Raw genomic sequence first — 24932 nt, forward strand, 5'->3', positions numbered from 1 at the left:
TCCCGCCAGGACAAGCAAGGCAGGTAGGCGCAACCTAGCATGGCGCACGTTCACCGGCCCGGTCCCCTTCGGCGACGGCCCGGGCCGGTATACGCGTGACGGTACGGAGGCGCACATGACGGGTACGGCGGACCCAGGTGGGGCGCTGCCCGCGCCCTGCTCGGGCCCTTCGGTGTGGCGAGGCGGAGATCTGGCTGACCATGAGGAGTGGACCCTGCGGCTCTCGCCCCACCACCTCGCGGAGCTCGACACCGCGCTGTGCGAGGCGCGCGGGCGCGATCTCACACTGCTGAAGCTGACAGCAGCCGACTTCCCGCTCCCCACGCTCGCCGGTGAACTGAAGAGCATCGCCGGGACACTCGAACACGGGCGGGGGTTCGCGGTCGTCAAGGGCCTCCCGGCCGAGCAGTTGGGCGGGCCGGCAGCGAGCGCGGTCTTCTGGGGCCTCGGTCAGCACGTGGGGCGCCCCGTCGCACAGAACGCGGACGGGCACATGCTCGGCCACGTCCGGGACACCGGCCGTAGCTTGGCCGATCCCGCAACACGCGGTTACCAGACCCGTGCGGCGCTGCCCTTCCACACCGATGGGGCCGATCTGCTCGCGCTGCTCTGTCTGCGGGCACCCCGCACCGGAGGACGCACGTCCCTGGTCAGCGCGGCGGCCGTCCACAACGCGGTACTGAGCATGCGTCCCGATCTGGCCGAGCGGATGTACCGCCCGTACTGCTTCGACCGTCGGCAGGAACAACCTCCCGAGGAGCCGCCCTGCACGGCCGCCCCGCTCGCCGCCCGGCTGCCGGGGGGAGCACTGAGCATGCGCTACAACCGGTGCTACCTGGAGTCCGCCCAGCGCTTCCCCCAGGTGCCCCGCCTCGAACCGGCGGATCTGGAGCTGTTCGACCTCATTGACGAGGTAGCGGGCTCCCCGCAGTTCCGGCTCGACATCGACCTTCAGGTCGGCGATCTGCTGCTGCTCAACACCCACACGATCATGCATGCGCGAGAGGAGTTCGAGGACCACGACCAGCCCGAACTCAAGCGCCATCTACTGCGACTGTGGCTGACCCTGCCACACCGCCCACGTACGGACGGTGCTCGCGGCGGGGTCACCCCACTCGACGTGATCCGCCCCCGGAACACCGCCTCGCAGGCGGAGACGAACCCAAGGAGACTGCCAACATGACCAACCTCGCCACGTTCGTGGTGAACTCCGCCGCGGCCAAGGGCGATCGCATCGCCGTGCGCCACGACGACAGCACGCTCACCTACGCTCAATTGGACGACGCGAGCGCCAGACTCGCCGCCCTCCTGCATGACCGTGGCGTCCGGCCCGGCGACCGCGTCGCGGTGACCATGCCCAACGTCCCGCTGTTCCCGGTCGTCTACTACGGCGTCCTGCGGGCCGGCGGTGTGGTCGTGCCGCTGAATCCGCTCCTGAAGGCCCGAGAGGTGGCCTTCACCCTGCGCGACTGCGAGGCACGGATCGCGCTGGTGCACCCCCTGTTCGCGGACGAGGTGGCGAAGGCCGCCGCGGAGACCGGAACCGCATGCCTGGTGACTGAGCCCCTGGCCTTCGACGATGTACTGCGGGCCCACGAACCGATGCCCGTTGTCGACAGGACCGATGACGACCCGGCCCTCATCCTCTACACCTCGGGCACGACAGGGACGCCGAAGGGGGCCGAACTGTCCCACCGGAACCTGGCCACCAACACCGCCACCACGGCCGAGACGCTGCTCCAGGTCGGACCTGACGACGTGCTCTTCGGCGGCCTGCCCCTCTTCCATGCCTTCGGCCAGACCTGCGCGCTCAACACGGCCGTCGCCGCCGGCGCCACGCTGACCCTGCTGCCGCGGTTCGAGCCGGGGCGCGCCCTGGAGATCATGGCGCGCGACGGGGTCACCGTGTTCCTCGGCGTGCCGACGATGTACGCGGCCCTGCTCCACGCCGAGCTTCCCGAAGGCTTCGACGCGCACAGGCTGCGCCTCGCCGTCTCCGGCGGCGCTTCGCTCCCGGTCGAGGTGCTGCACGGCTTCGAGCGGCGCTTCGGCGTCACCGTACTCGAGGGATACGGACTCTCCGAGACGTCGCCGGTCGCCGCGTTCAACCACCCCGACCGCCCGCGCAAGGCGGGCTCGATCGGCCGGCCCGTCCGCGGAGTCGAGATGAAGCTCGTCACCGAGGGCGGCGGCGCGGTCCCCCCGGGCGAGGTCGGCGAGATCGTGATCCGCGGCGAGAACGTGATGACCGGCTACCGCAACCGTCCGGAGGCCACGGCGGAGGCGATCCGTGACGGATGGTTCCACAGCGGCGACCTGGCCCGCGTCGACGAGGACGGCTTCTACTTCATCGTCGACCGCAAGAAGGACCTGATCATCCGAGGTGGCTACAACGTGTACCCACGTGAGGTCGAGGAGGTGCTGTACGAGCACCCGGCCGTCGCCGAAGCCGCCGTCGTCGGCGTGCCGCACCCGGTTCACGGCGAGGAGATCGCCGCGGTGATCACACTCCGGCCCGGTGCCCGAGCCACGGCCGAGGAAGTCCGCGACCACGTCAAGGACCGGTTGGCGGCGTACAAGTACCCACGGATCGTCACCTTCACGGCCGAGCTACCCAAGGGCCCCACCGGCAAGATCCTCAAGCGCGAGATCGTGGTCACCGATCGGTGACCACGCGGCGTCCGCCGGCGAACCGGCTCCCCGGCCGTGAACCGACACATCGGTCAGCTGTGGCAGCAGCCTGCGCGACGCGCTCCGGGGCGATGCCGTGCACCGGGGACATCAGGCCGGTGCGGTGTCGCGTCCCCGGACCGGGCGGCGCAGCGCCAACCGTGCCACCCGCGGCCAGTCGGCGGACGCCTCGACGACCCGCGGCGCGTGGCGACGGCGTGGTACGCGGACCCGGAGAGCGCCGGGCGCGCTGTGGCACACGACGGGAGCCGGCAGGACGACGTGCTCACCGTCGATGCCGACCGGGATGACGTCCGAGTCGGCTTCTACGACGACCTTCCCGGCGTTCAGCCGGACGAGGCCTCCCGAGCGCGGTCCGCGCACCACGCCCGCCGCCTGAACGGCACTGCCGACCCGCAGGCACACCACTCCGAGGAGCCCGGTGTCCAGCCGCTCCCTGCGTCCCGGACGGGCGGCGTCGACGGCGCGTCCGTATGGGTTGTTGCTGACGAGCAGCGCCTGAAGTCCGTCGACGTACGTCCTGTCGGCCCGCGCCCGCAGCCTGGGCGCACCCTCGCCGGTGAGGAGGCCGGGGAGGGTGCGCAGGGACGTGCGGGCCTTGGCGTCCCGGTACGCGGGTTCGGTGACGACGGACGCGTATGTTCCGAACGAGGCGTTGTTCACGAAGACCCGGTCCGCGGCGTACCCGAGGTCGACGCGGAGTTCGACGCCGTCGGTCAGGGCTTCCAGGGCCTTCGCCGGATCGTCGCGGTCAAGGCCGAGATCGAGGGCGAAATGGTTGCGGGTACCGGCGGGAACCACCACGAACGGCAGGTCGTGGCGCGCCGCGACCTCGGCCACCAGCGCCTGGGTGCCGTCGCCACCTGCCACCGCCAGCAGGTCGGCTCCCGCGGCGGCGGCCTGCCGGGCCAGCTGGACGACATCCTGGCCCGCGTCGAGCAGGGCCACCCGGCAGCCGGCCGCCCGGGCCTTCTCCACCAGTTGGAAACGGCCGACCTTGCCACCGCCGGAGCGAGGATTCATGACGATCCAGGGGGCGCGGGGCGTTTCGGCGACAGCCTCTTGTGACTGCTTGGAGACGGCGTGCCCAGGTCTCAGGGCCGTACGCGCCGACGCTACCGCCAGCACCCACAGGGCCAGGGACAGCAAGGCCGGCCCCAGCATGCCGAACGTGGCGAACAGGGCAAGGACAGTGAGCGGCGCGGCCACCGAGAGGACCGCGCCCAAGGCGCGCACCGCACCGGTGTGCGCCAGGGCCCACCACACGCCGACGGCTGCGAGCGCCACGCCGGCGATGCCGACCAGCACCCACAGCACGCTCCGCAGACCGGCGGCGACGAGCGGCACCGTGATGCTCGCCAGCAGGGCGAGCACGGCGAGGCGGGCGCGTCCGGTGCTGCCCTGGCGAGAGGGCGCGGGCCCTGCCGCTCTTGATCTCCTCGTGTGTCCTGCGTGTGTTCCCACCGGTCGGCCCCTTTCTTCGCCGTCCTCGGGCACGCCTCCCTCCGCCCTCCGGCGCCGTCCGCCCGTGGCCGGCTCACACCGTGCTCGGTCAGCGCCGCTCGGACAGTTCGGAGAGGTTGCCGCGCTCGACCACGCACAGGGCCCAGATGATGAAGCCGGAGAGCGCGATCATCACGATCGACCACACCGGGTAGTACGGCAGGGAGAGGAAGTTGCCGATGATGACGAGTCCGGCGATGCCCACGCCGGTGACGCGCGCCCACATCGCGGTCCGGAGCAGTCCGATGCTGACGATCACGGCGAGCGCCCCAAGGACGAGGTGGATCCATCCCCAACTGGTCAGGTCGAACTCGAAGACGTAGTTGGGTGTGGTGACGAAGATGTCGTCCTCGGCGATGGCCATGATGCCCCGGAAGATGTCGAGCACACCCACGAGGAAGAGCATCACGGCGGCGAAGACCGTCAGGCCGGTTGCCCATTCCTGCTTCGGCGTGTCCGTCGGGCGAGTGTGTGTCGCGGTCATGTCGCGCCTCGTTTCGTGGTGCTCGGATGCTCAGCGTCCGGAGGTGTGAGGGGTGGAGCCCGAGTGCTCCGCCGGGCCGTGGCCGGTGAGGACCAGTTCCTTCGCCCTGCGGAACTCCTCGTCAGTGATGGCGCCGCGGTCGCGGATCTCGGACAGTCTGGCGAGCTCGTCGACGCTGCTGGACCGCCCGCCCGCGGCCTCCCGGACGTACGCGTCGAACACCTCCTGCCGCGCCCGCGCCTGCGCCACCTCACGGCGGCCCATGGTCCTGCCGCGGGCGATCACGTAGACGAACACGCCGAGGAAGGGCAGGAGGATGCAGAAGAGGAGCCAGCCGGTCTTCGCCCAGCCGTTCAGCGCGTCGTCACGGAAGATGTCGGCGACGATCCGGAAGAGCAGGACGAACCACATGATCCACAGGAAGAAGAAGAGCATGGCCCAGAAGGCGCCCAGCAGCGGAAAGTCGTACGCCATATAGGTCTGCGCGGTCATGTCCGGCCTCCGTCCCGGGCGTTCACCCGGCAGCGGTTCTCTGTCACCATCAGCGTGCCCACGGCAATCACCGGGCGCCTCACCCGGCGCGGGTGAGTGTGCGCGCTGCGCTGATCGCTGCCGCTCGACCCGTTCCCCGCCGTCTCGGACCAGGGGTCGCTCTCCTTCCGCGGTTGCGGGGTGCGGCGGATGCCTGGGGGACCACGGGGCTCCGCCCATGGCTCACGAAGCCGCCCGGTCCGCCGCCCGGTCGGTCGGCCCGGAGGCGGCCGCGAGGATCGCCAGGACGATCACGACTGCCAGGGCGACGCCGAGGACGAGCGCCACCGCTCCGACCGTGGGGTGGTTCCAGAGCACCAGCGCCAGCGCTGCGGCCGCGATGATCCCACCCGTGGTCCACGCCCGGTGGTCCGCCAGCCGGCGTCCGGTGGACCCGGTGCGCACTCCCGCGCGGCCCAGGCCCCGGCCGGCGGCCGTCGTGCTCCGGTCCGCCACCGCGCGGACGGCACGGGCGGGACGACCGGGACCGTAGAGGTACGCGATCAGTGCCGTGATCACCGACACGACCAGCAGTGTGCGCGTGCTGTCGCGCAGGAAGCGGACGAACGTGTCGTAGATCGCGGCGGCCGCGTCGGGGGGCAGTGCCGTGGGCGGGACGGAGTCCAGATAGACACGTCTGACGACGGCGAGAGCGACGAGCAGCACGACCATCATCACGCCGACACCCGTCGCGGTGATCATCAGCATCACCCGGTGTGCCGGAGCGGTCCACACGGCGAGGGCGGCGAGTGCGACGGTCAGGACGGGCAGCCAGACGCCCAGGACGTCGAGCAGGCGCATGGCGTCCTGCGCCTTGCCCAGCTCCTCCGTCTGGAACAGCGTGATCGTCCGGTCGGTGTCCGGGATGGCGGCGGCCTTGTCGAAGCCCGCGTCGACGAGTCGGTCCCGTGCCTGGTCGACGACCTCGCCCACATCCAGTTGGACGGTTCCCCCCTCGGCACGCAGGGCGCCCCCGCCGTCATCGGTGAGCATGTTCACCACCGCGGCGTGCGACCGCCGGTTGGCGCCTTCCCAGGCCTGCTGGAAGGCGTCGCTGGTGATCACACCGCGGACGGTGCGGTCCACGACGTTCCTGACCGCGTCCTGCAGGGGAGCGGTGAGGGCATCGGCCCCCTCCACGACACGGGGTGGTGCTCCCGCGTCCTGGAGTGCCTTGGTGAGCGAGTCCGTCACCGCCCCGACGTCCACCCGCTCCACCACGCGGTCCGTGAGCCGGTTGATCACGGCGTCCTGTACGGGCGGCTCGGACGCCAGCGGCGCCATGGTCTGCACGTACCTGTCGGTGTCGGAGACCGTGTCCTGGACCCAGGCCGCGACGACGGCCAGGGGCGCAAGCAGAAGTGTCAGCACAAGCAGCACGGAGGAGCCCGCCCGGCGTACCCGCCGGTGGCGCACCGCCGCGAGGCGGCGCAGCCGCTCGTACTCCGCACGTTCCTCGGGGGTGAGGGCGTGCTCGCCGTTCGTGGCGCCGCCGGAGTCGGAGGGACCGGGGGCCGCGGTCGGGTTCACGGGTACTCCTCGGGGCGGTTGCGGTGTCAGACCGCAGGAGGGGGACCTTGCGGCCCTGGGACGGGCGTCCTCGCGAGCGCGGCCCGCCACGCGAGCGCGACCACCGCTTCGGCCAGGCCGAGCAGGACGAGCCACAGGCCGAGCAGCCGGGTCAGGGCGTTGGCCGACTCGGTCGGCACGGCGAGAACGACGACGCCCGCGACGATGCCGAGCACCGCGGCGCCCAGGACGACGCCACGGTGCGGCAGATCGTCTGTGGTGAGGGCCGCGTAGAGCGTGAGGATTCCGGACACGAGCCAGACGGCTCCGACGATCAGCGCCAGAGCGGTGATGGTCTGCAGAGGGTTCCGCAGGCAAAGCACTCCGGCCAGGACGAACAGCACGGCCACGAGCAGCCCGGGCAGTCGTTCGTGTCCCTTGCGCGCGAAGACGTCCACGAACCGGAACGCCCCCATCACCAGCAGATACAGGCCGACGAGCACAGCCAGCACGTGCAGGGTCGCCTCCGGCCACACCAGGACGAGGACGCCCGGCACCAGCGTCGCGACGGCGGAGCCGAGGAGCCAGGTCCAGGAACGGCCGAGCCGGGCAAGGACGTACGCAGGGTCGCCGCCCGTCGTACCGGGGGCCGGTTCGTCGGGCCGGGGCTCCGGCCCGGTGCGCGATGCCTGATGACGCGGCATGGTCATGGCTCCTCCACGCATGATCGAGCGGTGCCTCGGGACGTCCGTGGGGTGGTACGAAGAGGCGGTGTGCCACCCGACCGTTTCAGGATCACGCCTGTCACCGGGCCAGGGGTCACCCGCCACGGGTGAACCGGCGACGCCGCCCAGGCGGTGAGCTAGGAGTCCGCGGACGAGCTGCCCACCGGTCCGCCGAGTGGGACGGAACGAAGAGACATGAGATGAGAGCGATCCGAGCACGGTCCGGACCCACGACCCGTCGGGGCCGTACGCCCACCGGCGGCTCCGCCCGGAGGGCCGCGCCGTGCTCATCGCCTTCGGATGCCCCGTGCTTCACCCTGATCACGTTCAGCACGGTCATGCTCCGGAGCACGGGACGGCTGCCGCTCGTCGGAGGCGCCGCGGGTGCCGGCGAACGCTGTCCGGACGGGCGGGAGCAGGCAGCGCGCCGAGCCGTCGCACGAGCCGCGTTCCGGCACTGATGGGACGCCAGACCGGGAGGCCGGACCATGACCGTACCCAGCGGGTTCACCGCGTCCCTGTCACCGGCCGAACGGGCGGCGTACGGCAGGAACGCGCGCAGGCGGGCGTCTCGTTCCTGCCACGGCTGGTACGAGACGGCACAGCAGCGACCCGACCCGATCGCAGCGATAGAGCGGCAGTCGGCCGACCGGGTGGCGGAGTTGGTGCCGATCCGCTACGGCCGCATGCTGGAGTCGCCGTTCCGCTTCTACCGCGGCGCAGCCGCGATCATGGCGGCGGACGTGGCACCCCTGCCCAACACCGGGCTGCAGGTGCAGCTCTGCGGGGACGCCCACCCGCTGAACTTCCGGCTGCTCGCCTCGCCGGAGCGACGTCTGGTCTTCGACATCAACGACTTCGACGAGACCCTGCCCGGACCGTTCGAATGGGATGTCAAGCGGCTGACGGCGGGTTTCGTGACGGCGGGCCGGGCCAACGGCTTCTCGCTCAAGGAGCAGAACAGGACCGTGCTGGCCTGTGTGAGGGCGTATCGGGAGCGGATGCACCAGTTCGCCGGCATGCGCACTCTGGACATCTGGTACGCGCAGGACGACGCCGACCGGATGCGGGAACTCGTGGCCTCGTCGATGGACAGGGAAGCCAGGCGCCGTACCGCCAAAGCCACGGCGCGCGCCCGCACGCGTACGCATCTCGAGGCCTTCGCGAAGCTCACCCGCGTCACGGCAGAGGGCCGGCGCATCGCCCCCGACCCACCGCTCATCACCCCGCTCGGACAACTGTCGCCGGACCAGTCCGAGAGCGGGCGGGTAAAGGAATTCCAGGCCCTCCTCGACGACTACGCCCGGACCCTCCCGTCCGAACGCCGGCACTTGTTGCGTCATTACCGCTTGGTGGACATGGCGCGGAAGGTGGTGGGCGTCGGGAGCGTCGGTACGCGCTGCTGGGTGCTGCTCCTGCTCGGCAAGGACGACGACGACCCCTTGCTGCTGCAGGCCAAGGAGGCCCAGGAGTCGGTGCTGGCCGCCCACACGGGCGGCGAACCCTACGACAACCAGGGCCGCCGGGTGGTGGCAGGGCAGCGCCTGATGCAGACGGCCGGCGACATCTTCCTCGGCTGGACCCGCGTCGTCGGCCTCGACGGGCAGGGCCGGGACTTCTATGTGCGCCAGCTGTGGGACTGGAAGGGCATCGCACGGCCGGAAACCATGGGGCCGGGTCTGCTGTCCCTCTTCGCCGGACTGTGCGGGGCATCCCTCGCACGGGCCCATGCCCGCTCGGGCGATCCCATCGCCCTGGCCGCCTATCTGGGTGGCAGCGACCGTTTCGACCGCGCGCTCGCTGAGTTCGCGCAGTCCTACGCCGACCAGAACGAGCGGGACCACGAGGCGCTGGAGGCCGCCTGTCGCTCCGGACGGATCACGGCGGAGCGGAGCTGACGCTCCTGCCGGGCGTGAGGTCGCCCGACGGGGCCCAGAGCGGCCGTGGCGAAAGTTCCCGTGCGGAGCCGGTGTCCCCGCCGCGCTGTCATTCCGGCAACTGCCGCATCTCCATGACGCGCAATCCGAGCGACTGGCAGCGTGCCAGCAGACCGTACAGGTGTGCTTCGTCCACGACAGGACCGAAAAGGACCGTTTGGCCGGACATCACTACGTGGCCCAGCTCCGGAAATGCCTTGGCCAAGGTTTCCGACAAGTGCCCTTCGACGCGGATCTCGTAGCGCACGAGCTGTCCTCCCATGGACATGCTTGGGACAGGCGGACGACTCCCTTCCCTGCGATCGTCCCCCCTGCCGCCACTGCGCACCTCACCCGCGGCAGGTGACCCGTCGCACGGCGGCGAAGGGCCGGCACGTCGTCAATGAGTCAGAAGGATCTTGAAAGAGACGATCAGCAGACCGAGCAACAGATTGACCGACGCGGTGACGGCCATGAGCCGCGGCGGAGCACCGGCGCGGCGTGCGGCGGCCACGGACCAGCCCACCTGGCCGGCCACAGCGACGGACAGAGCCAGCCAGAGACCACCTCGCACATCAAGGCCCAGGAGCGGACTGACGGCCACGGCAGCGGCCGGTGGGACGGCCGCTTTGACGATCGGCCACTCCTCGCGACACACGCGCAGCACGACCCGGCGGTCCGGAGCCTGCTGCGCCAGGCGCGCCCCGAACAGCTGGGCATGCACGTGCGCGATCCAGAACACCAGAGAGGTGACGAGCAGCAGCAGCACCAGCTCGGTTCGTGGGAAGGAGCCCAGCGAGCCGGCGCCGATCACCACGGAGGCGGCGAGCATCGATCCGTAGACGCCGCCCGTGTAGTCCGCGTGAGCACGGTGCTCGACATCGCCCGGCCGACGCGGAGTGTTCGGGCCGGACCTGCTTCTGGGCACTGGTGACTCCTCTCGGACTCAGCGCGTCGATCCCGTCGCGCCGGCCGAAGTGCCGTCGCCCGGCCGCGGGCGGCTCTCCCGGGTGCTCGGAAGGTGCGGTGTGACCAGGAAACTGGCCAGAGCGATCCCGCCGGTGGCGAGGATCGCCGCCTTCAGGCCGTCCAACTGCGCGGAGGCGTAGGCGTCCGCGACGGCATCGACCTCGGACGGCGGCAACCCGGCACGCTCGGCCGCGGAGCGCACCTGATCGGTAGGGACGAAGGTGACCCCCGCCTGAAGAGCGACACCGACCTGCTCACGGGTCTCTGCGGACAGCCGCGGGTTGTCCGCCACCTGCGTCGTGAAGGCGTGCGCCAGCGCACCGATGAGGATCGACCCGATGAGCGCGGTGCCCAGCGCCGAGCCCAGATTCTGTGCCGTGAACTGGAGTCCTCCGGCCTCGCTGCGTTCCTCCTCGCCGACGCCGGACTGGACGACGTTGCCCAGCTGCGAGGCGAGCAGGCCCACACCCACGCCCAGCAGGGCCATGGCTCCGGCGAACTGCGCGTCGTCGATGACCGGATCGATGGTGGCCAGCAGCCACACGACCGCCGCCGCCAAGGTCACCAGAGCCAGCCGGACCACCCGGCGCGGCCCCAGCACCCGCCCCAGCGAGGCGGCGGACAAGGAGGTCACGAACATGGTCACGGACACAGGAAGCAGGCGCAGGCCCGTCTGGAAGGCATCGAAACCCTGAACCACCTGCAAGTACAGCGGGATGGCGAAGAACAGACCCAGCAGGATGAGGTTCTGGCTCAGCAGAGTCATCAGGCCGGACCGAAGCACGGGCCTGCGCAACAGCGACAAGTGCATGAGGGGGTCAGCACCCTGCTGCTCCCGCCGCCGCTCCCAGTAGCGGAAGAGTGCCAGGACGGCCGCCCCGGCGCCGACGACGAACAGTGTCGGGGCGAAGCCGAAGACGGTGAAGGGAGGGTTGCGGGGCTGCACCCATCCCCAGGTGCTGCTCTGCAGCACCCCGAGCACGCCCAGCGCGAGTCCGGCCGCGGAGAGCACGGCACCGACCACATCCAGCCGGGGACGAGCGCCGGTCGGGGCGGACGCCGCGATCATCCGGCGGCACAAGAGGACGGCCACGACGACCACGACCTCACCGGCGAAAACCAGGCGCCAGGTCAGGTACGTCGTCACCCAGCCGCCCAGCAGCGGGCCGACCGCGATCCCGGCGCCGGCGAGCCCGCCGATGACCGCGTAGGCGACGGCCCGTTCCCGCCCGCGGTACGACTCCGCGACGAGGGCGGCCATGGCCGGCAGCACCATGGCGGCGCCGATCCCCTCGATGACGGACCAACCCAGCAGGAGGACCCACAGCGTGGGCGCCACGGCGGTCAGAGCCGACCCCACGGCGTACACGACCAGCCCCAGAAGGAACATGCGGCGACGCCCCACGATGTCACCGAACCTGCCGCCGATGAGCATGAACGCCGCCATGACGAGCGCGTACAGGGTGATGACGGCCTGTATCGCGGTGACCTCCGTGTCGAAGTCCTCGACCAGCTGACTGATGGACACGTTCATGACGGATGTGTCCAGGACCATCAGGAACTGGGCCGTACCGAGGACGATCAGGGCCCGCCAGTGCTTCACGCTGTCCACCTCGCCGCCTAGGCCGGAACGCCGACGGAGTCGCCGGGCAGCGGCCGGCACATGCCTCGCCGCTCCTCCCATCGGAACCGAAGGAACCCACCCCGCGCCTCACCCGTGACGGGGGAAGGGACCGGATCCCTGGAGAGCCTGTGCCGGTCGCGCAACGGCCCGGTCAGGGTGCTACCGGGCGCTGCTCAAGCGCGCGGCCCCACGGGTTCCTTGAGGACCGCGCGCAGGGCCCGAGGCTCGGTCGGCGGCGTCCATCTGCTGATCGAGGGAGAGAGCAGCCGTGATCAGCGCGAGGTGAGTGAACGCTTGCGGGAAGTTACCGAGTTGCTCTCCCGTGGGACCGACCTCCTCAGCGAACAGACCGGCGAGCGCAGAACCGGCAGAGCCATCACAACAGCCGTTGGTCGCGTGCGCGGCGCACTGCGTCGCCGCGCCTGTTCACCGCCAGCTTTCGGTACACGCTCTTGAGATGGGTCTTCACCGTGTTCGCCGACACGTACATGTCGGCGGCGATCTCCTCCGTCGACATCATCCGGGCCAGCCGCTCCAGGACATCGCGCTCGCGTCCGCTCAGCTCCACCGCGACGAGCGGCGGGGGCGGCGAAGCCTGCTGCGGCTGCTCGTCGCGTCGCGGCGTGCCGGGTGTGAGCCAGTCGGCAGCCAGTTCGTCAAGCGGAGGCGTGGCCAGGAGCGGCCGTATCCATGCTCCGGCGTCGAGGAACGGACGTCGCAGCCGCTCCCGCCGGGCGTCGAGGAGCGCCTGCCCGACGAGCCTGCGGGCAGTGGCGGCGTCCCCCGCACTCTCAGCTGCCTGAGCCCTCACCAGCGCCGCCCGCACGGTCACGGCCGGCCCGGAGCGGCCCCCGGACCGGATGCCGTCGAGCAGATCGATGGCTGCCCCGGTACCGCCTGCGGCAAGCTGGATCGCCGCGGCCTCCGCGACACACACCGGCTGGTCGCCGGACACGCCCTGGAGCTCCTCGGCCGCTTGGTCCGGCCGTCCTTCGGCCAGGTGGGCGGCGGAGACGACGAGCGCTGCGCGGCTTGTCGCCCAAGGTGAGGCCACGGCGGTGGAGACGGCCGGGTCCGTCGCCTCGGCAGCGGCTCCCGCCTTGCCCCTGACCAACAGGAGGCGAGCCGTGACGAGGGCTCGTCCCGCAGCCGACACCGGGTCGTGTCCTCCTGGTGGGAGCGGCGCCTCATCGAGGAGGGCCCGTGCCCGGCCCAGCTCATGGCGGTCGATGGCCACGGCTGCGAGGACCAACTGGCCGATGCCTGAGCCGGACGGCTGGGGAACGCCGTCCCGCTCCGCCTGGGACACCGCCGCCAAGGCCTTGCGCTCCGCCCGCCCGAGCCAGCCGTCCAGGTAGTCGAGAAGGGCCAGGTGCTCCATCGAGTCCTGCCGGGGCAGGACGGTAGAGGCTCCGCCGGGGGCGCCGGCCGCCGTGGTCAGGGCAGCTCTCGCGTCCTCGAAGTGCCCGGCCCACAGGCGGGCCGAGCCCAGATGGGTCAGCAGCAGAGCGGTGAGTTCAGGATGCTTGTCCAGGAGGTGTGCCGGGACCTCATGGACCAGTCCGTCGGCCGCTTCAGCGGCCTTCTCGGCCAGTGAGGGACATCCGGTCAGACGACCGGCCAGTGCCTCGAGCAGCGCACAGCTCAGCTGGGCGGCCGCCAGGTCGGGCGCGTCGTCGGCCAGACGCTTCTCGGCGTGGCGCAGACGGGTCATGCCGCGTTCCAGGTCGTGCCCGGACAGGTTGCGGGCCGCGCGCACGAGGTCGGAAGCCGGACTCCTGGCCTCGGGCCCCATGTGGGAGAACAACTGGGTCAGGTCACCCGAGCGCAGGCTGGTGAAGAGCTGCCCGATCGCCAGGTCGTCGACGAGGGCACCGGCGGCGAAATCCCAGTCGCCCGCAGCGGCGCCGTGGGCGAGTGTCTCCGGCAGGAATCCGGAACGGCGCAGCCACCGCGCGGCCCTCAGGTGCAGTTCCGGCTCCAGGCCGGGCAGGCGCTGGCGCAGATGTGCCCGGAGTATCTCCCCGAACAGGGGGTGGAGCTGATACCACGAGTGCCCCAAGGGCTCGACGAACGCATTGTCGCGGTGCAGCGTGGCGAGGATGGGCTCGGCATCGGTCCGCAGTGTCAGCGCGTTGGCCAGATCGGGACAGAAACGCTCCAGGACGCTGACACGCAGCAGGAGATCCTGCGTTTCCTCCGGCTGTCCCTTCAGGACCTCGGCCAGCAGGAAGTCCGCGACCGTACTGCGGTCCGCCTCGAACTCCTTCAGGTAGAGCTCCGGATCAGCGCTGTCCAGAGCGGCCAGGGCGGACAGCCGCAGGCCGGCCGCCCATCCCCGGGTCCGGTCCACCAGGGCGCGCGCGGCGCGGACCGGAAGACTCAGACCGTGCAGCTCCAGCAGCGCGACGGTCTCCTCCGGCGTGAAGGCAAGCTCAGCGGCGCGGATCTCCGTCAGCTCGCCGGCCGCCCGGTACCGATGCAACGGAAGCAACGGTTCGGTGCGGGTGACGAGGACGAGGTGCAGCCCCCGACCGGCATGGTGCAGGACGAACTCGAGCTGCTCAGCGACATCTGGAGCGGTCACACGGTCGTACTCGTCGAGTACGAGGACCAGGGGCCGGTCGCGATCGTTGAGCTCGGCAGCGAGCGTTGCCAGCAGCCTACGGTCCACCCGGTCGGCGTCCGCGGGAGCCACCACTGCGTCGGACAGCGGCCCGTCGCAAGCACGCATGGCCTGAAGAACGTACGCCCAGAACACCCCCGGACGCAGCGCCCCGGCCTCAGCCGTGAGCCAGGCCACCGGCTGCCGCAGTCCGGCGGCCCAGTGCGCTGCCAGCACGGTCTTGCCGGCCCCGGCCGCGCCGTTGATCACTGTCAACGGCGTCCGGAGAGCCTGATCGAGATGGTCGATGAGCCGCTGTCGCCGCAGAAACGTGACCGGCCTCGCGGGAAGAGCGAATCGGGCCCGCAGGAACGGGTCTCCGACAGGGTCGGCGTACGGCACAGCCGGAATGGTCGGGCCCCTGGCATGGTCAGAGATATCAACCACAGCGCTCACCACCTGCCGGCAGCGTCACTTTCATAGCGCCTCCCGTTCCAGCATCCCAGTCCTCCTGCCGCGGCGCACGGGACACCGGCTCCTGGCCCTCTCACCAGCCAGTACGTCGCCACGGCCACGAATCGCAGCCCTTGAGACGCTCCGCGCCGACGCCGTTGGGCAGCTGTGAGTGACGTGGCACGCACTCCGAGCCGCTCACCAGCCTCCTGACCGCCATGATCGGACTCGGCGGCTCGCGGCGGCCGTGCCCCTTCCCGGATCCCCGGCCCGAGACGATTCCGCGGACACCTTGCCTCAGTGAGGCCGGCGCGCTCAGGCCGGAAGCGGACCGTCGTGGAGTTGGGGACGGAAGGCGTGAAGCGCGTCCCCACCCGGCTGGATGACGCCGTAACTGCTCTCCGGCACCTCGTTCCAGGCTCCGGGGAGTGCGCCCAGCGGTTCGGAGACGACGAGGCGGGTCTCGTCCGAAATATCCCGCAGGAACGAGGTCTCCGGGTGCAGCGCGCGCAGAGCGTCCACCTTGGTGCTGTAGTACAGCGACCGGGAGCGGCCCTCGCTGGAGTAGCGGAAGGCCCACACTCGTTCGCCGTCGGCGACCGCGATGGTCATCTGCAACGGGTACGGGACGTCATGCGCGTGCCCCGTCTTCTCGATCAGGCCTGCCATACGCGCCACGGCACCGGGCGGATCTTCTGCCAGGCCGAAGGTGAGAGCCAGGAAGAACATGAGCTCGGAGTCGGTGGAACCCTCGATGTCCGGGTACAGAGCCGGGTCGACGGTCAGGACCAAGTCACGCCGGAACCGGTGGAATCCGCTGATCATCCCGTTGTGCATCCACATCCAGCGACCGTGCCGGAAGGGGTGGCAGTTGGTCTGCTGCACGGCCGTTCCGGTCGAGGCCCTGATGTGCCCGAAGAACAGACCCGACCGGACATGGTGGGCGACTTCCTGCAGATTGCGGTTGTTCCAAGCCGGGCCGACGTCCCGCAGAACCGCGGGAGTGGTCGTGTCCTGCGTGTACCAGCCGACGCCGAAGCCGTCACCGTTGGTCGTCTCCACACCCATACGGGAATGCAGGCTCTGGTCGATCAAGGAGTGTTCCGGCTCGAACAGGACCCGGCTGAGAAAGACGGGTGTACCCGTGTACGCGATCCAGCGGCACATCTCGGATTCCTCCGTTTCTCGTAGTCAGAGGCATCAAGAGACAACGGCGGGCCGGATGCGGCGTTCCGCCGACCCGGGGCCGGAGGGAATGTCACCAGTATCGCTTACGCACGTTCCCCGGCACCTGCGTCGCGGCCAGGCGCGAGGCGTACGCCAACGGCATTGGTGGAGCGCCGCGCCCTTGCGGCCGCATCGGTGGACCGCCGCCTGACATGCGGAGCAGGGGGCGGGCCCTGGCCGGTCTCACCCACCCCGGCCAGGGGCCGGGGTGGGTTGCCGTGGGGGACGGACGGCGAGTGCCGTCGTCGGGGGCTGGGTGGAGGGCCGCGACCTGACGTCAGCGGGGCCAGGCAGGCGGTCCTGTCTGGCCCCGCTGACTACTCCCAGGCCCTCGGCAGCGCGTGCCACAGCGCTTAGGTGGTCCGAGTGAATCAAGGACGAGGTGACGGTGATCCGACGGCATCTACCGGATGTGGGTCGTGTGAGGCGTCAGGGGTGGCCTATGAACGCGAGTCCCGCAGCCGCTGGGCGGTCGTCCCGGGGGAGTGCCAGATGAGCCGTGCGGAACGCCTGGGCGAGGGGCATCCCGTGGCGCAGGTGGCCGTCGTAGGTGCGGGTGAGCAGTTCACCGGCCAGTTCGTCGTCGATGGCCCACAGTCCGCCGATGACCTGGGACGCGCCTGCGGCCAGACAGGACAGCGCCGCGGCAGTGGTGTCGGGCGTGTCCGTGGACTTGGCCGACCAGCAGCAGCCGAGAACGACGGTCGGGGGAAGGGCGAGATGGAGCAGGGCCGCTGGGGAGGAGGGCTTGTCGGGCAGGAGCATGCGGTACTCGACACCGTCGTCCGCGGTGCCGTGCACGCTGATGGTGAGCAGGTCGTAGGAAGCGTTGGCGAGCGCGTTGTCGAGTTCCGGCAGGGAGTGCACACGGGTGAAGCGGATGTGTCCCTGTTCGGCCAGCTCCTCCAGCGCTTGCGCTTCCTGGCGTGAGCCCTGAAGGCCCTGTTCGTCAAAGATCCCGATAACCCGCGGCCGGTCGACGCGTGTTGCAGGCCGACTGCGGAGGGTCGCACCGGCGGACCGGGTGAGTGCCACGTCCGAGGCCTGCGGCGGTGCCAGTTCGCTCCAGGGCATCGACCAGGTCGCGGTGTCCGGCACGAGCAGGATGCGCGGAGCGGAAACGGCGGGGTCCAGATCGGCGAAGACGAGGGAACGGACGTGGAGCAGGGCCTCCTCCGGAGCATCCTCGGACTCCTCGTCCGAACACTGTGCCAGTGCCCTCCCGTCGGCCATCGACACGGAAATCCGCCGGACCAGGGGATACGGACCGGAGGGGCGGAGAGTGACGATGGTCAGGACGTGCTCACCGACCCTGGCACCGCTGAAGACGACCCAGACAACATGGTGGTCGGGCAGGCGCTCGGCAATCGCCGACGGTGCGACCGGCTGGGGAGTGCGCGAAAGCAGCTTCAGAAGGGTGAGATCCGCGAGCGCGTCGCTGCGATACGCGTCTCTCTGCTTCGGGTGGCCCACCACGGCACCGCCTCGCACGTCACCGAGGAGATCGGCGACCTCTGCCACGAGCGTCGCCTCGGCCTGGGGCGTTTGACCAGGCGTCTGGTCCGCGGCCTCGTACAGGTCGACCGTCCGCATGAGGATCCCTGTCAGGACCATCTCCACGTCGAGAGTGGATCGTGCCGCGAACGCGTCGCCGGCGCGCAGGCGGGAGAGTGCCGCCCGCACGGCGTCCACGGAGGGCAGGAGGTCCCCCGTCACACGTGCGGCCTCTGCCAGGACACACATGGCTGCCCGCATGGGTCCTGCGGGCAGCTCTTCCGCACTGCGTTCGTACCACTGCGCAGCCTGGACGTAGTCTTCGGCGCGTACAGCTGCGTCGGCCCTCGCCATGGCGCTGGACGTGTTCCGGAAGGTGGACCGAATGAGGTCGACCTGTTTGTAGTCCTTGTCCCGGGCGGTAATCGCGGCCGCCTGGTGTCTGAACTGCGTCTCGGCCGCCAGCCCGGCCTCCATGTCTCCCGTGGCGATCAGGTGACGGGAGCGGTAGTAGGTGGCCAGCGCGGCGGCCCCGGAGGTGGTCGCCACGTGGGACAGCGCCTCGACGGCGTCCCCGAGCCGCTCGATGTTGGCGGTGGTGTGGGCGGCGTAGGCCACGCCGACCAGGATGCCCGCGCGTCGGATCCGGCGGCCGCTGCGGCTCGTCTCGTGGAGCAGCGCCCGCAGGACGGCGTCCACCGTGAGCGGGGTCAGCAGGTACAGCTCCTGCTGACTCGAAATGGCCGACAGCAGGTGGAGAATGACCTGGTCCGGCCCGCCGGGGGCCACCGCGGCGGCGAGACGATCGCATTCCCTCGCCTCCTCCGCGAATCCGCGTGCCTGGAAGGCCCTTCCGGTCTCATGGAGCAGAGAAGAGACCAGACAACCCGTCAGGGGCTTGAGCGACGGGCCGGCGTAGTGCTGTTCCACGGCCGACACGATGTGGTTCAGCGCCGCCGCGTAGACAGGCTTCCGGTCGAGGATTCGGTACAGACGGGCGATCGCCTGCACGTCCTGGTCGTCGACCTTGCCGAGGTCCTTGACCAACTCGACGCCCAGGCGCTGCTGGACGGCAGACACGATGCGGGACTCGACGCGCTGTCGCCAGGAACTCATGTCGGGGTCCGATCAGTCCGTGCCACTGGCGCCGTGGACCTCCCGGTGGTCGGCGGGTTGGACAAGGATCGTCTGCCGGAGCAGGCGCTCGATCTCCTCCACACTCGCCTCACCGTCGAACCGGATCTGCCCCGACGGGCCGGTCGCCTCGACCGAGAGTCTGGGACTACTCGTTGTGTCCTCGTCCCGGGCCCGGTTGGCCAGCTTGCGGATCGCCTTGGCCAGGTAGGCGACGGTCTGCGGCGCCTGCAGCAGCGCGATTACCGTAGTGGCGTTTCCCAGGAAGTCCCCGTCCAGCGCCCACAACGAACTCCGCCGACCGCGTGTCGGGGTGGCGTACCCCTCGCTGACCAGCAGATCCGCAAGGTCGCTGGGGATACGCATCTTGATCGTCTCACCCATGGACATCCCCCCGATGAACGGTTTCCGTGCTGTGCGCAGGGCTCCGCGACCTGGCACCAGCATGGCTCAAGGCCCCTGGTACGTATGGTTTCAGCCTTTGTTCCCATCTGTACGGGGAACGGAGGAACTTCAGCCTCTTCCTGATCTGCTCCCGCCGCGGACGTACAACAGGCCCAGGGGGATCAGCCATGACATCTCCGGGGCGTCGTGGGCCTGTTTCCAGTCGGGCAGTTCCTCGTCCTTGCGTTGCCGGTGGGGCATCACGAGTCCGGTGCCCGGATAACCGCCGTCGGCGATCGTCATCGTTGTGCCGACGGCGGCTTTCGCTCCGGACTCTTCCCACGCCTTGCAGTCGTTGCGGTTGCCGGGCGGTGGCCGGCCGACCACGACGACCAGCCGAGTGTCGGCGTCGATGACGACCTGGTGGTTGGTGGAGTATCGGTAGTTCTTCGACCGCTCGGCGATGGTGTGGTCGCGGGTGGGCACCAGGGTGCCGTCGTTGCCCGTTCACCGGGTTGAGCCCGCGGCAGTTCGGGAAGCTGGTGACGGTTCTGCGGCGCGAGGGCGCGGACGCGGTCCGCACCGGCCGTGGAGCCTTCCGCGGGAGGACCGGGACCTGCTGGTCGCGGCGTACTGGCGCACGAACCTGTCCAGGACGGCTCCGACGCCGTGATCACACCGGCCACACCAAGATCATCCCGTCCATGCCGACGCTTCAGATGGCACGGTTGGTCAACCGTACCGCTCACCGCACAGTCCAGACTCTGGCGGGCGGAGCTGGGGGGTGGGGACACGGATACCAATCCAGTCCCGGGCTGGATGCCGGGGACCTTCCTACCCACCCCCCATGGCCGCGGTCCCTCACGATCTCCGTCCGGCCTATCACTCCGCACCGTATCCCGAGCAACTGACAACGCCGGCGGTCGGTGAGCACAGTCCACGAGGCCACCCGCACAGCCAGTACACCTGCCCACCTGGACCAGCCCCAGCGCCCAGGCGTCCACTGGTTGACCGCTGTCGGCGTCCATCCCGTCCGCCCGCGCCGCCGCCGGTTCGGCCAGCACCCCGGCAGCGCCGGATCGTCGATAGCGGCGACGGGGGGGCTTTCCGAACCTCGAAGCGGAACGACTGCTATCGCTGTCCGCTGCACCGCCCTCCCTCGCTCCTGCCGCATCCCTGAGCGGTACGCACAGCTACACGCCAACTGGGCGCAGGTACACGAGAACAGAGCCGATTCGCGTGCGATGTACATCGGCCGGACGGCCTACGCCTGGATCGCCACGTCCTGTCGGCCACCTTAGGTTTCGCGGAGGACGCGGGTTTTCACCCGCTCTTCACCGAAAGGTCTGTCTGGATGAGTCGCCGTTGGTTCACAGCCGCCCTGGGCGCGCTCCTGCTTCTCGTACCCGGGTCACTCACCGCGGCCTCGGCCGCCGAGCACCCTGCCACGTTGCGGGTGATGACCCGCAACATCTACCAGGGTGCCGACCTCACGCCCGTCCTCGCCGCCACCAGCCCACAGGCGCTCGTCGCCGCGGTGACCGCGGCGTACGCGAACGTCCAGGCGACGAACTTCCCCGAGCGGGCCGAGGCACTGGCCGACGAGATCGCCGACAGCGACCCCCACCTGGTGGGCCTGCAGGAAGCCGTGCTCTGGCGCAGCCAGACCCCCGCCGGACCGGGCAGCGCCACCCACGTCGAGTACGACTTCCTGCGGATCCTCCTCGACAAGCTCGCCGCCAGGGGCAAGCACTACAGAGCCGTGGCCACCGTGGAGCTCAGCGATTTCGAGGCACCGCGGTCTACGCCCGCCGGCCTGCAGGACATCCGGCTCACCGACCGCAACGCACTCCTGGCCCGCACCGACCTGCCCGCGCGCGTCTTCTCCGTGACCAACGCGCAGTCGGCGCAGTTCGAGAACCACGTACCCATCTGCAGCCCGGTACTGGGCTGTCCGCCCAATGCCCCCCTCCGGTTCCTGAGCGGCTGGGTCGCTGCCGATGCCACCCTGCGAGGGCGCACGGCTCGGGTGGTCACCACCCATCTGGACCCCCTCTCCCGCGCCGTCCAGGAGGCGCAGGCGGGCGAACTGCTCGACGGCCCGCTGGACACCGGACTTCCCACCGTCCTTCTCGGCGACCTCAACTCGGCCGCTGGTGGAGTCGGCGCAACACCAGGGACCGCCACCCAGACCCACAACCACCTGCTGGCCGCTGGCTTCACCGACGCCTGGACCGCAACCCGCGGCGGCCGCAACCCCGGCTTCACCTGCTGCCAGAACCCCGACCTGCGCAACCCCACCTCCACCCTCAGCCAGCGCATCGACTATGTGCTCTTCCGTGGGAGCGTCACCGCGCTGACGGCCAACCTGGTGGGCCACACACAGGCCGACCGCACCCCGTCAGGTTTGTGGCCCTCCGACCACGCCGGCGTCCGGAGCGTGCTCAAGCTGCGCTGAATGACGGCCCGGAATCACAGCATGAGAAAGGGCTTCACCGTCAGTGGTGGAGCCCTTCTTTCGCCCGAGTGGGGTTGCGAACTCGTGGACGCCCGCGATCACGGGGAAATCCGTGAGCGCTTCCAGCTGCCTGTCCACGGTGGTCCACACCCTGGCCAACCCTGATGAGGGTCCTCGCTGTGACGCCACCGCGCCAAGGCGCACGGTTCGGATCGATGATCCGTTCGGCCGACCTCCATCAGGTGCCGGAACTGAGACTCGATCAGGTCCCAGTCGATGACGTTCCTCCCGGCCTCGCCGAACACCGCGCCGAACAGCCGCCAACGGGACGAGCCGTTGGTGATGAGCACGGGGAGGGTCAGTCAGGAGGGTTTCGTCGCACGAGCTGTCCTGAACCCCCGTTACGGACGGTCGGGAGGGTGCCGGCGTTTGAATGCCGGACGTCCCAGGCGTATTCGGCGAAACCGCTGGTGGCGCGCATCTTCGCAGAGGGGCTCAACCCGCCTTTGAGTACATGGCGACGCAGCAGCGGGCCATGGAGCGGCTGTGGTGGCCTTCTTCGGCCTGCCGCAGCGGACGTGGAGGACCGTACTCGCCGTTACAGGCCGCCCGGAGGGCGTCAGGGGCGGTACAGGAAAGCGATGAGGACGGCGGCGATCATCATCCAGCCGCCGATTCCGACAAGCCACCCCGCTTCGATGAGAAAGCCGCAGACCATCAGCGTCGCCCCGGCCAGGCTGAGCGCGAAGGTGGCGAGCCGGAGGCTGCGGGCGTTCCCGGCAACCTTCACACGGCACCCCTCGAGCAGTTGGGCGGCTCGGGCGCTGCTCGGGGCGCCGGTGCTGTCGGCCGAAGGTGTGAAGCGGTCATGGGGGTAACGCTAGGCCGCGACTTGACACCGGGGACGGGCCTGACACGTCAGGGCTGCGTATAGGTACGCGGCGCTCGCGTCAAGGAGACGTATAGAAGGCTGTGCAGGTGGTTATCGTCGTGCGGTGCGAATGATCGAACTGTGGTCCCGCGACAGTCCGGAGCCCGCGTGGTGAGCCGGTGGTGGCCGCGTCTACGGCATCCGGCGCAGGTCGTCGTGGCGGGGTTCGCTGTGGCGGTCGTGGTCGGCACCGTGCTGCTGATGCTCCCGGTGGCAAGACGGGGTCCCGGCGGCGCGAGTCTGCTGGAGGCACTGTTCACGTCGGTGTCCGCGGTGTGCGTGACCGGGCTGATCGTGGTCGACACCCCGGTCTACTGGACCGGGTTCGGTCAGGTGGTGATCCTGTGCCTGATCCAGCTCGGCGGCCTGGGCATCATGACCTTCGCCTCCCTGCTGGTGGTGCTCGTCTCCCACCGGCTCGGGCTGAGGGCCCGTCTGACCGCGGCGGCCGAGACCAAGACACTGGGCCTGGGAGAGGTCAGGTCGGTCATCTTCGGCGTGGTCAAGGTCAGCCTGCTGCTGGAGGCGATCACGGCCCTGGTGCTGATGCTGCGCTTCGCCACCGGCTACGACAATTCGTGGTCGAGGGCGCTGTGGCTGGGCGTCTTCCACGCCGTCTCCGCGTTCAACAACGCGGGCTTCGCCCTCTACTCCGACAACCTGATGGGGTTCGTCACCGACCCGTGGATCTGCCTGCCCATCGCCTGCGCGGTCATCGCCGGCGGCCTGGGGTTTCCCGTCCTGTTCGAGCTCCGGCGCCGCTGGCGCAGGCCGATGTCGTGGTCGCTGCACACCAAGATCGTGATGTGGGCCAGTGTGATCTTCCTGGTCGGCGGCAGCATGTTCATCACCGCGATCGAATGGACCAACCCGGCGACCCTCGGACCGCTCGACACACCCGGCAAGCTTCTGGCCGGCTTCTTCCAAGGCGTGATGCCCCGCACCGCCGGCTTCAACAGCGTCGACACCGCCCAGATGAACCCGGCCAGCTGGCTCGGCATGGACGTCCTGATGTTCGTCGGCGGCGCCAGCGCCGGCACCGCGGGCGGCATCAAGGTCACCACCTTCGCCGTGCTGTTCTTCGTCCTGTACGCCGAAGTACGTGGCGAGAGCACGGTCAACATCTTCCACCGTCGCCTGCACGGCGACACCCAGCGCCAAGCGCTCACGCTGGTGCTGCTGTCGGTGGCCGCCGTCGTCGGATCCACGGTGGCGTTCATGGTCTTCACCGACATCAACCTCGACCAGTCACTGTTCGAGGTCATCTCCGCCTTCGCCACCGTCGGCCTGTCCACCGGCATCACCGCAGACCTGCCCACCACCGAAAAGGTCCTGCTCATCGTGCTCATGTTCATCGGCCGCCTCGGACCCATCACCGTGGCGTCCGCGCTCGCCCTGCGCCGACGCGTCCGCCTGTACGACCTTCCCGAGGAGCGACCCGTCATTGGCTAGGAACCGCCGCCCCAAATCCCGCCGCACCGACCACGACGACTCCGTCGTGGTCATCGGCCTGGGCCGCTTCGGGCGCGCCCTGGCGCTCGAACTCGTCGACGAGGACACCGAGGTCCTCGGCATCGACGAGAACGCCGAACTCGTTCAGCAGCTGTCCGGGTCCCTCACCCATGTCGTTCGGGCGGACTCCACCAAGGAGGACGTGCTGAGGCAACTGGCCGTCCACGAGTTCAACCGCGCCGTCGTCGCCATCGGCACCGACCTCGAGGCCAGCATCCTGACCGCCTCGCTGCTCGTCTCCTTCGGCATCCAGGATGTCTGGGCCAAGGCGATCAGCGAGGCCCACGGCCGCATCCTCACCCAGCTCGGCGTGCACCACGTCGTCTACCCCGAGCACGACATGGGACAGCGTGTAGCGCACCTGGTGCGCGGCCGCATGCTCGACTACATCGAGTTCGAGGACGACTTCGCCATGGCCAAGACCAACCCGCCTGCGGACGTCATCGGCAAACGCCTGGGCGACAGCGCCATCCGCACCCGATACGGACTGACCGTCGTCGCCATCAAACGCCCAGGCGAAGGCTTCACCTACGCCACCGCCGACACCGTCGTCCAGGCCGACGACACCATCATCGTCGCCGGCCGCACCCGCCAGACCGAACGCTTCAGCGAACTCCAATGAGACAACCGCACCGCTGACACCGGTCTCCAGGCGAGTCGGCCGCGCCGACCCGAGCAGGAAAGCACCGGCCGACGGGCATCGGGAATGAGGATCTGGACGATCGGCTGGGCGGGATGGTCAGGGCAGTCTCCGCCATGCCACATCAGCTCGGACAGAGCCC

At 69.9% G+C, this 24932-nt stretch carries 19 protein-coding genes and 3 pseudogenes; 7 read left to right on the forward strand and 15 right to left on the reverse strand.

All coding sequences use genetic code 11. The annotated features are described in order from the left end of the window. The first annotated feature begins 115 nt into the window (after positions 1-115). Positions 116-1183: a TauD/TfdA family dioxygenase gene (locus AB0K36_RS04005; protein ID WP_364587896.1), complete on the forward strand. Its 1068-nt coding sequence runs from the start codon at positions 116-118 to the stop codon at positions 1181-1183. Further along, entirely contained in the window at positions 1180-2670 is a 1491-nt protein-coding gene (locus tag AB0K36_RS04010; RefSeq protein WP_364587899.1) for a long-chain-fatty-acid--CoA ligase, read from the forward strand. Before AB0K36_RS04005 ends, AB0K36_RS04010 begins: the two co-directional genes overlap by 4 nt. Before the next feature lie 111 nt (positions 2671-2781). Here the strand turns inward: AB0K36_RS04010 and AB0K36_RS04015 are convergent, their stop codons facing one another. The 5 genes from AB0K36_RS04015 to AB0K36_RS04035 form a co-directional block, all read right to left on the reverse strand. After that, positions 2782-4155 (reverse strand): diacylglycerol/lipid kinase family protein, encoded by a 1374-nt coding sequence (locus AB0K36_RS04015; RefSeq protein ID WP_364587902.1) that lies wholly within the window; start codon positions 4153-4155, stop codon positions 2782-2784. Between the two features lie 88 nt (positions 4156-4243). Further along, positions 4244-4678, reverse strand: coding sequence for a DUF7144 family membrane protein (locus AB0K36_RS04020; protein WP_189465551.1), 435 nt, complete (start codon positions 4676-4678; stop codon positions 4244-4246). A 30-nt stretch (positions 4679-4708) separates the two neighbouring features. Continuing rightward, positions 4709-5170, reverse strand: coding sequence for an SHOCT domain-containing protein (locus tag AB0K36_RS04025; protein WP_364587905.1), 462 nt, complete (start codon positions 5168-5170; stop codon positions 4709-4711). Positions 5171-5392: 222 nt separating this feature from the next. Further along, positions 5393-6739: a hypothetical protein gene (locus AB0K36_RS04030; RefSeq protein WP_364587908.1), complete on the reverse strand. Its 1347-nt coding sequence runs from the start codon at positions 6737-6739 to the stop codon at positions 5393-5395. A gap of 26 nt (positions 6740-6765) precedes the next feature. Next, complete coding sequence (locus AB0K36_RS04035; protein WP_364587911.1) at positions 6766-7428, reverse strand: HdeD family acid-resistance protein; 663 nt, start codon at positions 7426-7428, stop codon at positions 6766-6768. A 503-nt stretch (positions 7429-7931) separates the two neighbouring features. Here AB0K36_RS04035 and AB0K36_RS04040 point away from each other — a divergent pair. After that, positions 7932-9341, forward strand: coding sequence for a DUF2252 domain-containing protein (locus AB0K36_RS04040; protein ID WP_364587914.1), 1410 nt, complete (start codon positions 7932-7934; stop codon positions 9339-9341). An 88-nt stretch (positions 9342-9429) separates the two neighbouring features. On the opposite strand, the gene AB0K36_RS04045 is transcribed toward AB0K36_RS04040, so the two are convergent. From AB0K36_RS04045 to AB0K36_RS04085, 9 genes and pseudogenes are all read right to left on the reverse strand, one after another. Continuing rightward, positions 9430-9627 (reverse strand): DUF8691 family protein, encoded by a 198-nt coding sequence (locus AB0K36_RS04045; protein ID WP_069925412.1) that lies wholly within the window; start codon positions 9625-9627, stop codon positions 9430-9432. A 132-nt stretch (positions 9628-9759) separates the two neighbouring features. Next, a complete protein-coding gene (locus tag AB0K36_RS04050) occupies positions 9760-10287 on the reverse strand; it encodes a hypothetical protein (RefSeq protein WP_364587917.1) in 528 nt (175 codons plus the stop codon). A gap of 18 nt (positions 10288-10305) precedes the next feature. Next, the gene (locus tag AB0K36_RS04055) at positions 10306-11931 is read right to left on the reverse strand and encodes an MFS transporter (RefSeq protein WP_364587920.1); all 1626 of its coding nucleotides are present in this window, start codon (positions 11929-11931) and stop codon (positions 10306-10308) included. A gap of 180 nt (positions 11932-12111) precedes the next feature. Further along, positions 12112-12303: pseudogene (locus tag AB0K36_RS04060) on the reverse strand (hypothetical protein); the annotation flags it as partial. A 25-nt stretch (positions 12304-12328) separates the two neighbouring features. After that, on the reverse strand, positions 12329-15004 hold the full coding sequence (locus tag AB0K36_RS04065) for a winged helix-turn-helix domain-containing protein (protein WP_364587923.1): 2676 nt from the start codon (positions 15002-15004) through the stop codon (positions 12329-12331). 321 nt (positions 15005-15325) lie between these two features. Continuing rightward, positions 15326-16177, reverse strand: a complete 852-nt coding sequence (locus tag AB0K36_RS04070) for a class II glutamine amidotransferase (protein WP_364587925.1) — start codon at positions 16175-16177, stop codon at positions 15326-15328. A 489-nt stretch (positions 16178-16666) separates the two neighbouring features. Next, positions 16667-18847 (reverse strand): CHAT domain-containing protein, encoded by a 2181-nt coding sequence (locus AB0K36_RS04075; RefSeq protein ID WP_364587928.1) that lies wholly within the window; start codon positions 18845-18847, stop codon positions 16667-16669. A gap of 12 nt (positions 18848-18859) precedes the next feature. Next, the gene (locus AB0K36_RS04080) at positions 18860-19249 is read right to left on the reverse strand and encodes a hypothetical protein (protein ID WP_364587931.1); all 390 of its coding nucleotides are present in this window, start codon (positions 19247-19249) and stop codon (positions 18860-18862) included. A gap of 204 nt (positions 19250-19453) precedes the next feature. Continuing rightward, positions 19454-19747: pseudogene (locus AB0K36_RS04085) on the reverse strand (transposase); the annotation flags it as partial. Positions 19748-19764: 17 nt separating this feature from the next. On the opposite strand from AB0K36_RS04085, the pseudogene AB0K36_RS04090 reads away from it, so the two are divergent. Both AB0K36_RS04090 and AB0K36_RS04095 read left to right on the forward strand, forming a co-directional pair. Next, positions 19765-19919 (forward strand): annotated as a pseudogene (locus tag AB0K36_RS04090) (IS5/IS1182 family transposase); the annotation flags it as partial. 684 nt (positions 19920-20603) lie between these two features. Then, positions 20604-21707, forward strand: a complete 1104-nt coding sequence (locus tag AB0K36_RS04095; RefSeq protein ID WP_364587934.1) for an endonuclease/exonuclease/phosphatase family protein — start codon at positions 20604-20606, stop codon at positions 21705-21707. A 619-nt stretch (positions 21708-22326) separates the two neighbouring features. Here AB0K36_RS04095 and AB0K36_RS04100 read toward each other — a convergent pair. Further along, positions 22327-22497, reverse strand: a complete 171-nt coding sequence (locus AB0K36_RS04100; protein ID WP_364587937.1) for a hypothetical protein — start codon at positions 22495-22497, stop codon at positions 22327-22329. A gap of 252 nt (positions 22498-22749) precedes the next feature. Here AB0K36_RS04100 and AB0K36_RS04105 point away from each other — a divergent pair, with 252 nt between their 5' ends. Further along, entirely contained in the window at positions 22750-24090 is a 1341-nt protein-coding gene (locus tag AB0K36_RS04105) for a TrkH family potassium uptake protein (protein WP_364588409.1), read from the forward strand. Beyond that, the gene (locus AB0K36_RS04110; RefSeq protein ID WP_364587940.1) at positions 24083-24772 is read left to right on the forward strand and encodes a potassium channel family protein; all 690 of its coding nucleotides are present in this window, start codon (positions 24083-24085) and stop codon (positions 24770-24772) included. The genes AB0K36_RS04105 and AB0K36_RS04110 overlap by 8 nt, the downstream gene beginning before the upstream one ends. Positions 24773-24932: the final 160 nt, after the last annotated feature.

This window comes from Streptomyces kurssanovii (assembly GCF_040677245.1).
In the GTDB taxonomy this organism is placed as follows: Bacteria; Actinomycetota; Actinomycetes; order Streptomycetales; family Streptomycetaceae; genus Streptomyces; species Streptomyces kurssanovii.

What these genes read in the sequence shown, in the direction of transcription:
- AB0K36_RS04005 (WP_364587896.1), top strand. Translation starts at nt 116, where the DNA reads ATGACGGGTACGGCGGACCCAGGTGGGGCGCTGCCCGCGCCCTGCTCG.
- AB0K36_RS04010 (WP_364587899.1), top strand. Translation starts at nt 1,180, where the DNA reads ATGACCAACCTCGCCACGTTCGTGGTGAACTCCGCCGCGGCCAAGGGC.
- AB0K36_RS04020 (WP_189465551.1), bottom strand. Translation starts at nt 4,678, where the DNA reads ATGACCGCGACACACACTCGCCCGACGGACACGCCGAAGCAGGAATGG.
- AB0K36_RS04025 (WP_364587905.1), bottom strand. Translation starts at nt 5,170, where the DNA reads ATGACCGCGCAGACCTATATGGCGTACGACTTTCCGCTGCTGGGCGCC.
- AB0K36_RS04035 (WP_364587911.1), bottom strand. Translation starts at nt 7,428, where the DNA reads ATGACCATGCCGCGTCATCAGGCATCGCGCACCGGGCCGGAGCCCCGG.
- AB0K36_RS04040 (WP_364587914.1), top strand. Translation starts at nt 7,932, where the DNA reads ATGACCGTACCCAGCGGGTTCACCGCGTCCCTGTCACCGGCCGAACGG.
- AB0K36_RS04070 (WP_364587925.1), bottom strand. Translation starts at nt 16,177, where the DNA reads ATGTGCCGCTGGATCGCGTACACGGGTACACCCGTCTTTCTCAGCCGG.
- AB0K36_RS04075 (WP_364587928.1), bottom strand. Translation starts at nt 18,847, where the DNA reads ATGAGTTCCTGGCGACAGCGCGTCGAGTCCCGCATCGTGTCTGCCGTC.
- AB0K36_RS04080 (WP_364587931.1), bottom strand. Translation starts at nt 19,249, where the DNA reads ATGGGTGAGACGATCAAGATGCGTATCCCCAGCGACCTTGCGGATCTG.
- AB0K36_RS04095 (WP_364587934.1), top strand. Translation starts at nt 20,604, where the DNA reads ATGAGTCGCCGTTGGTTCACAGCCGCCCTGGGCGCGCTCCTGCTTCTC.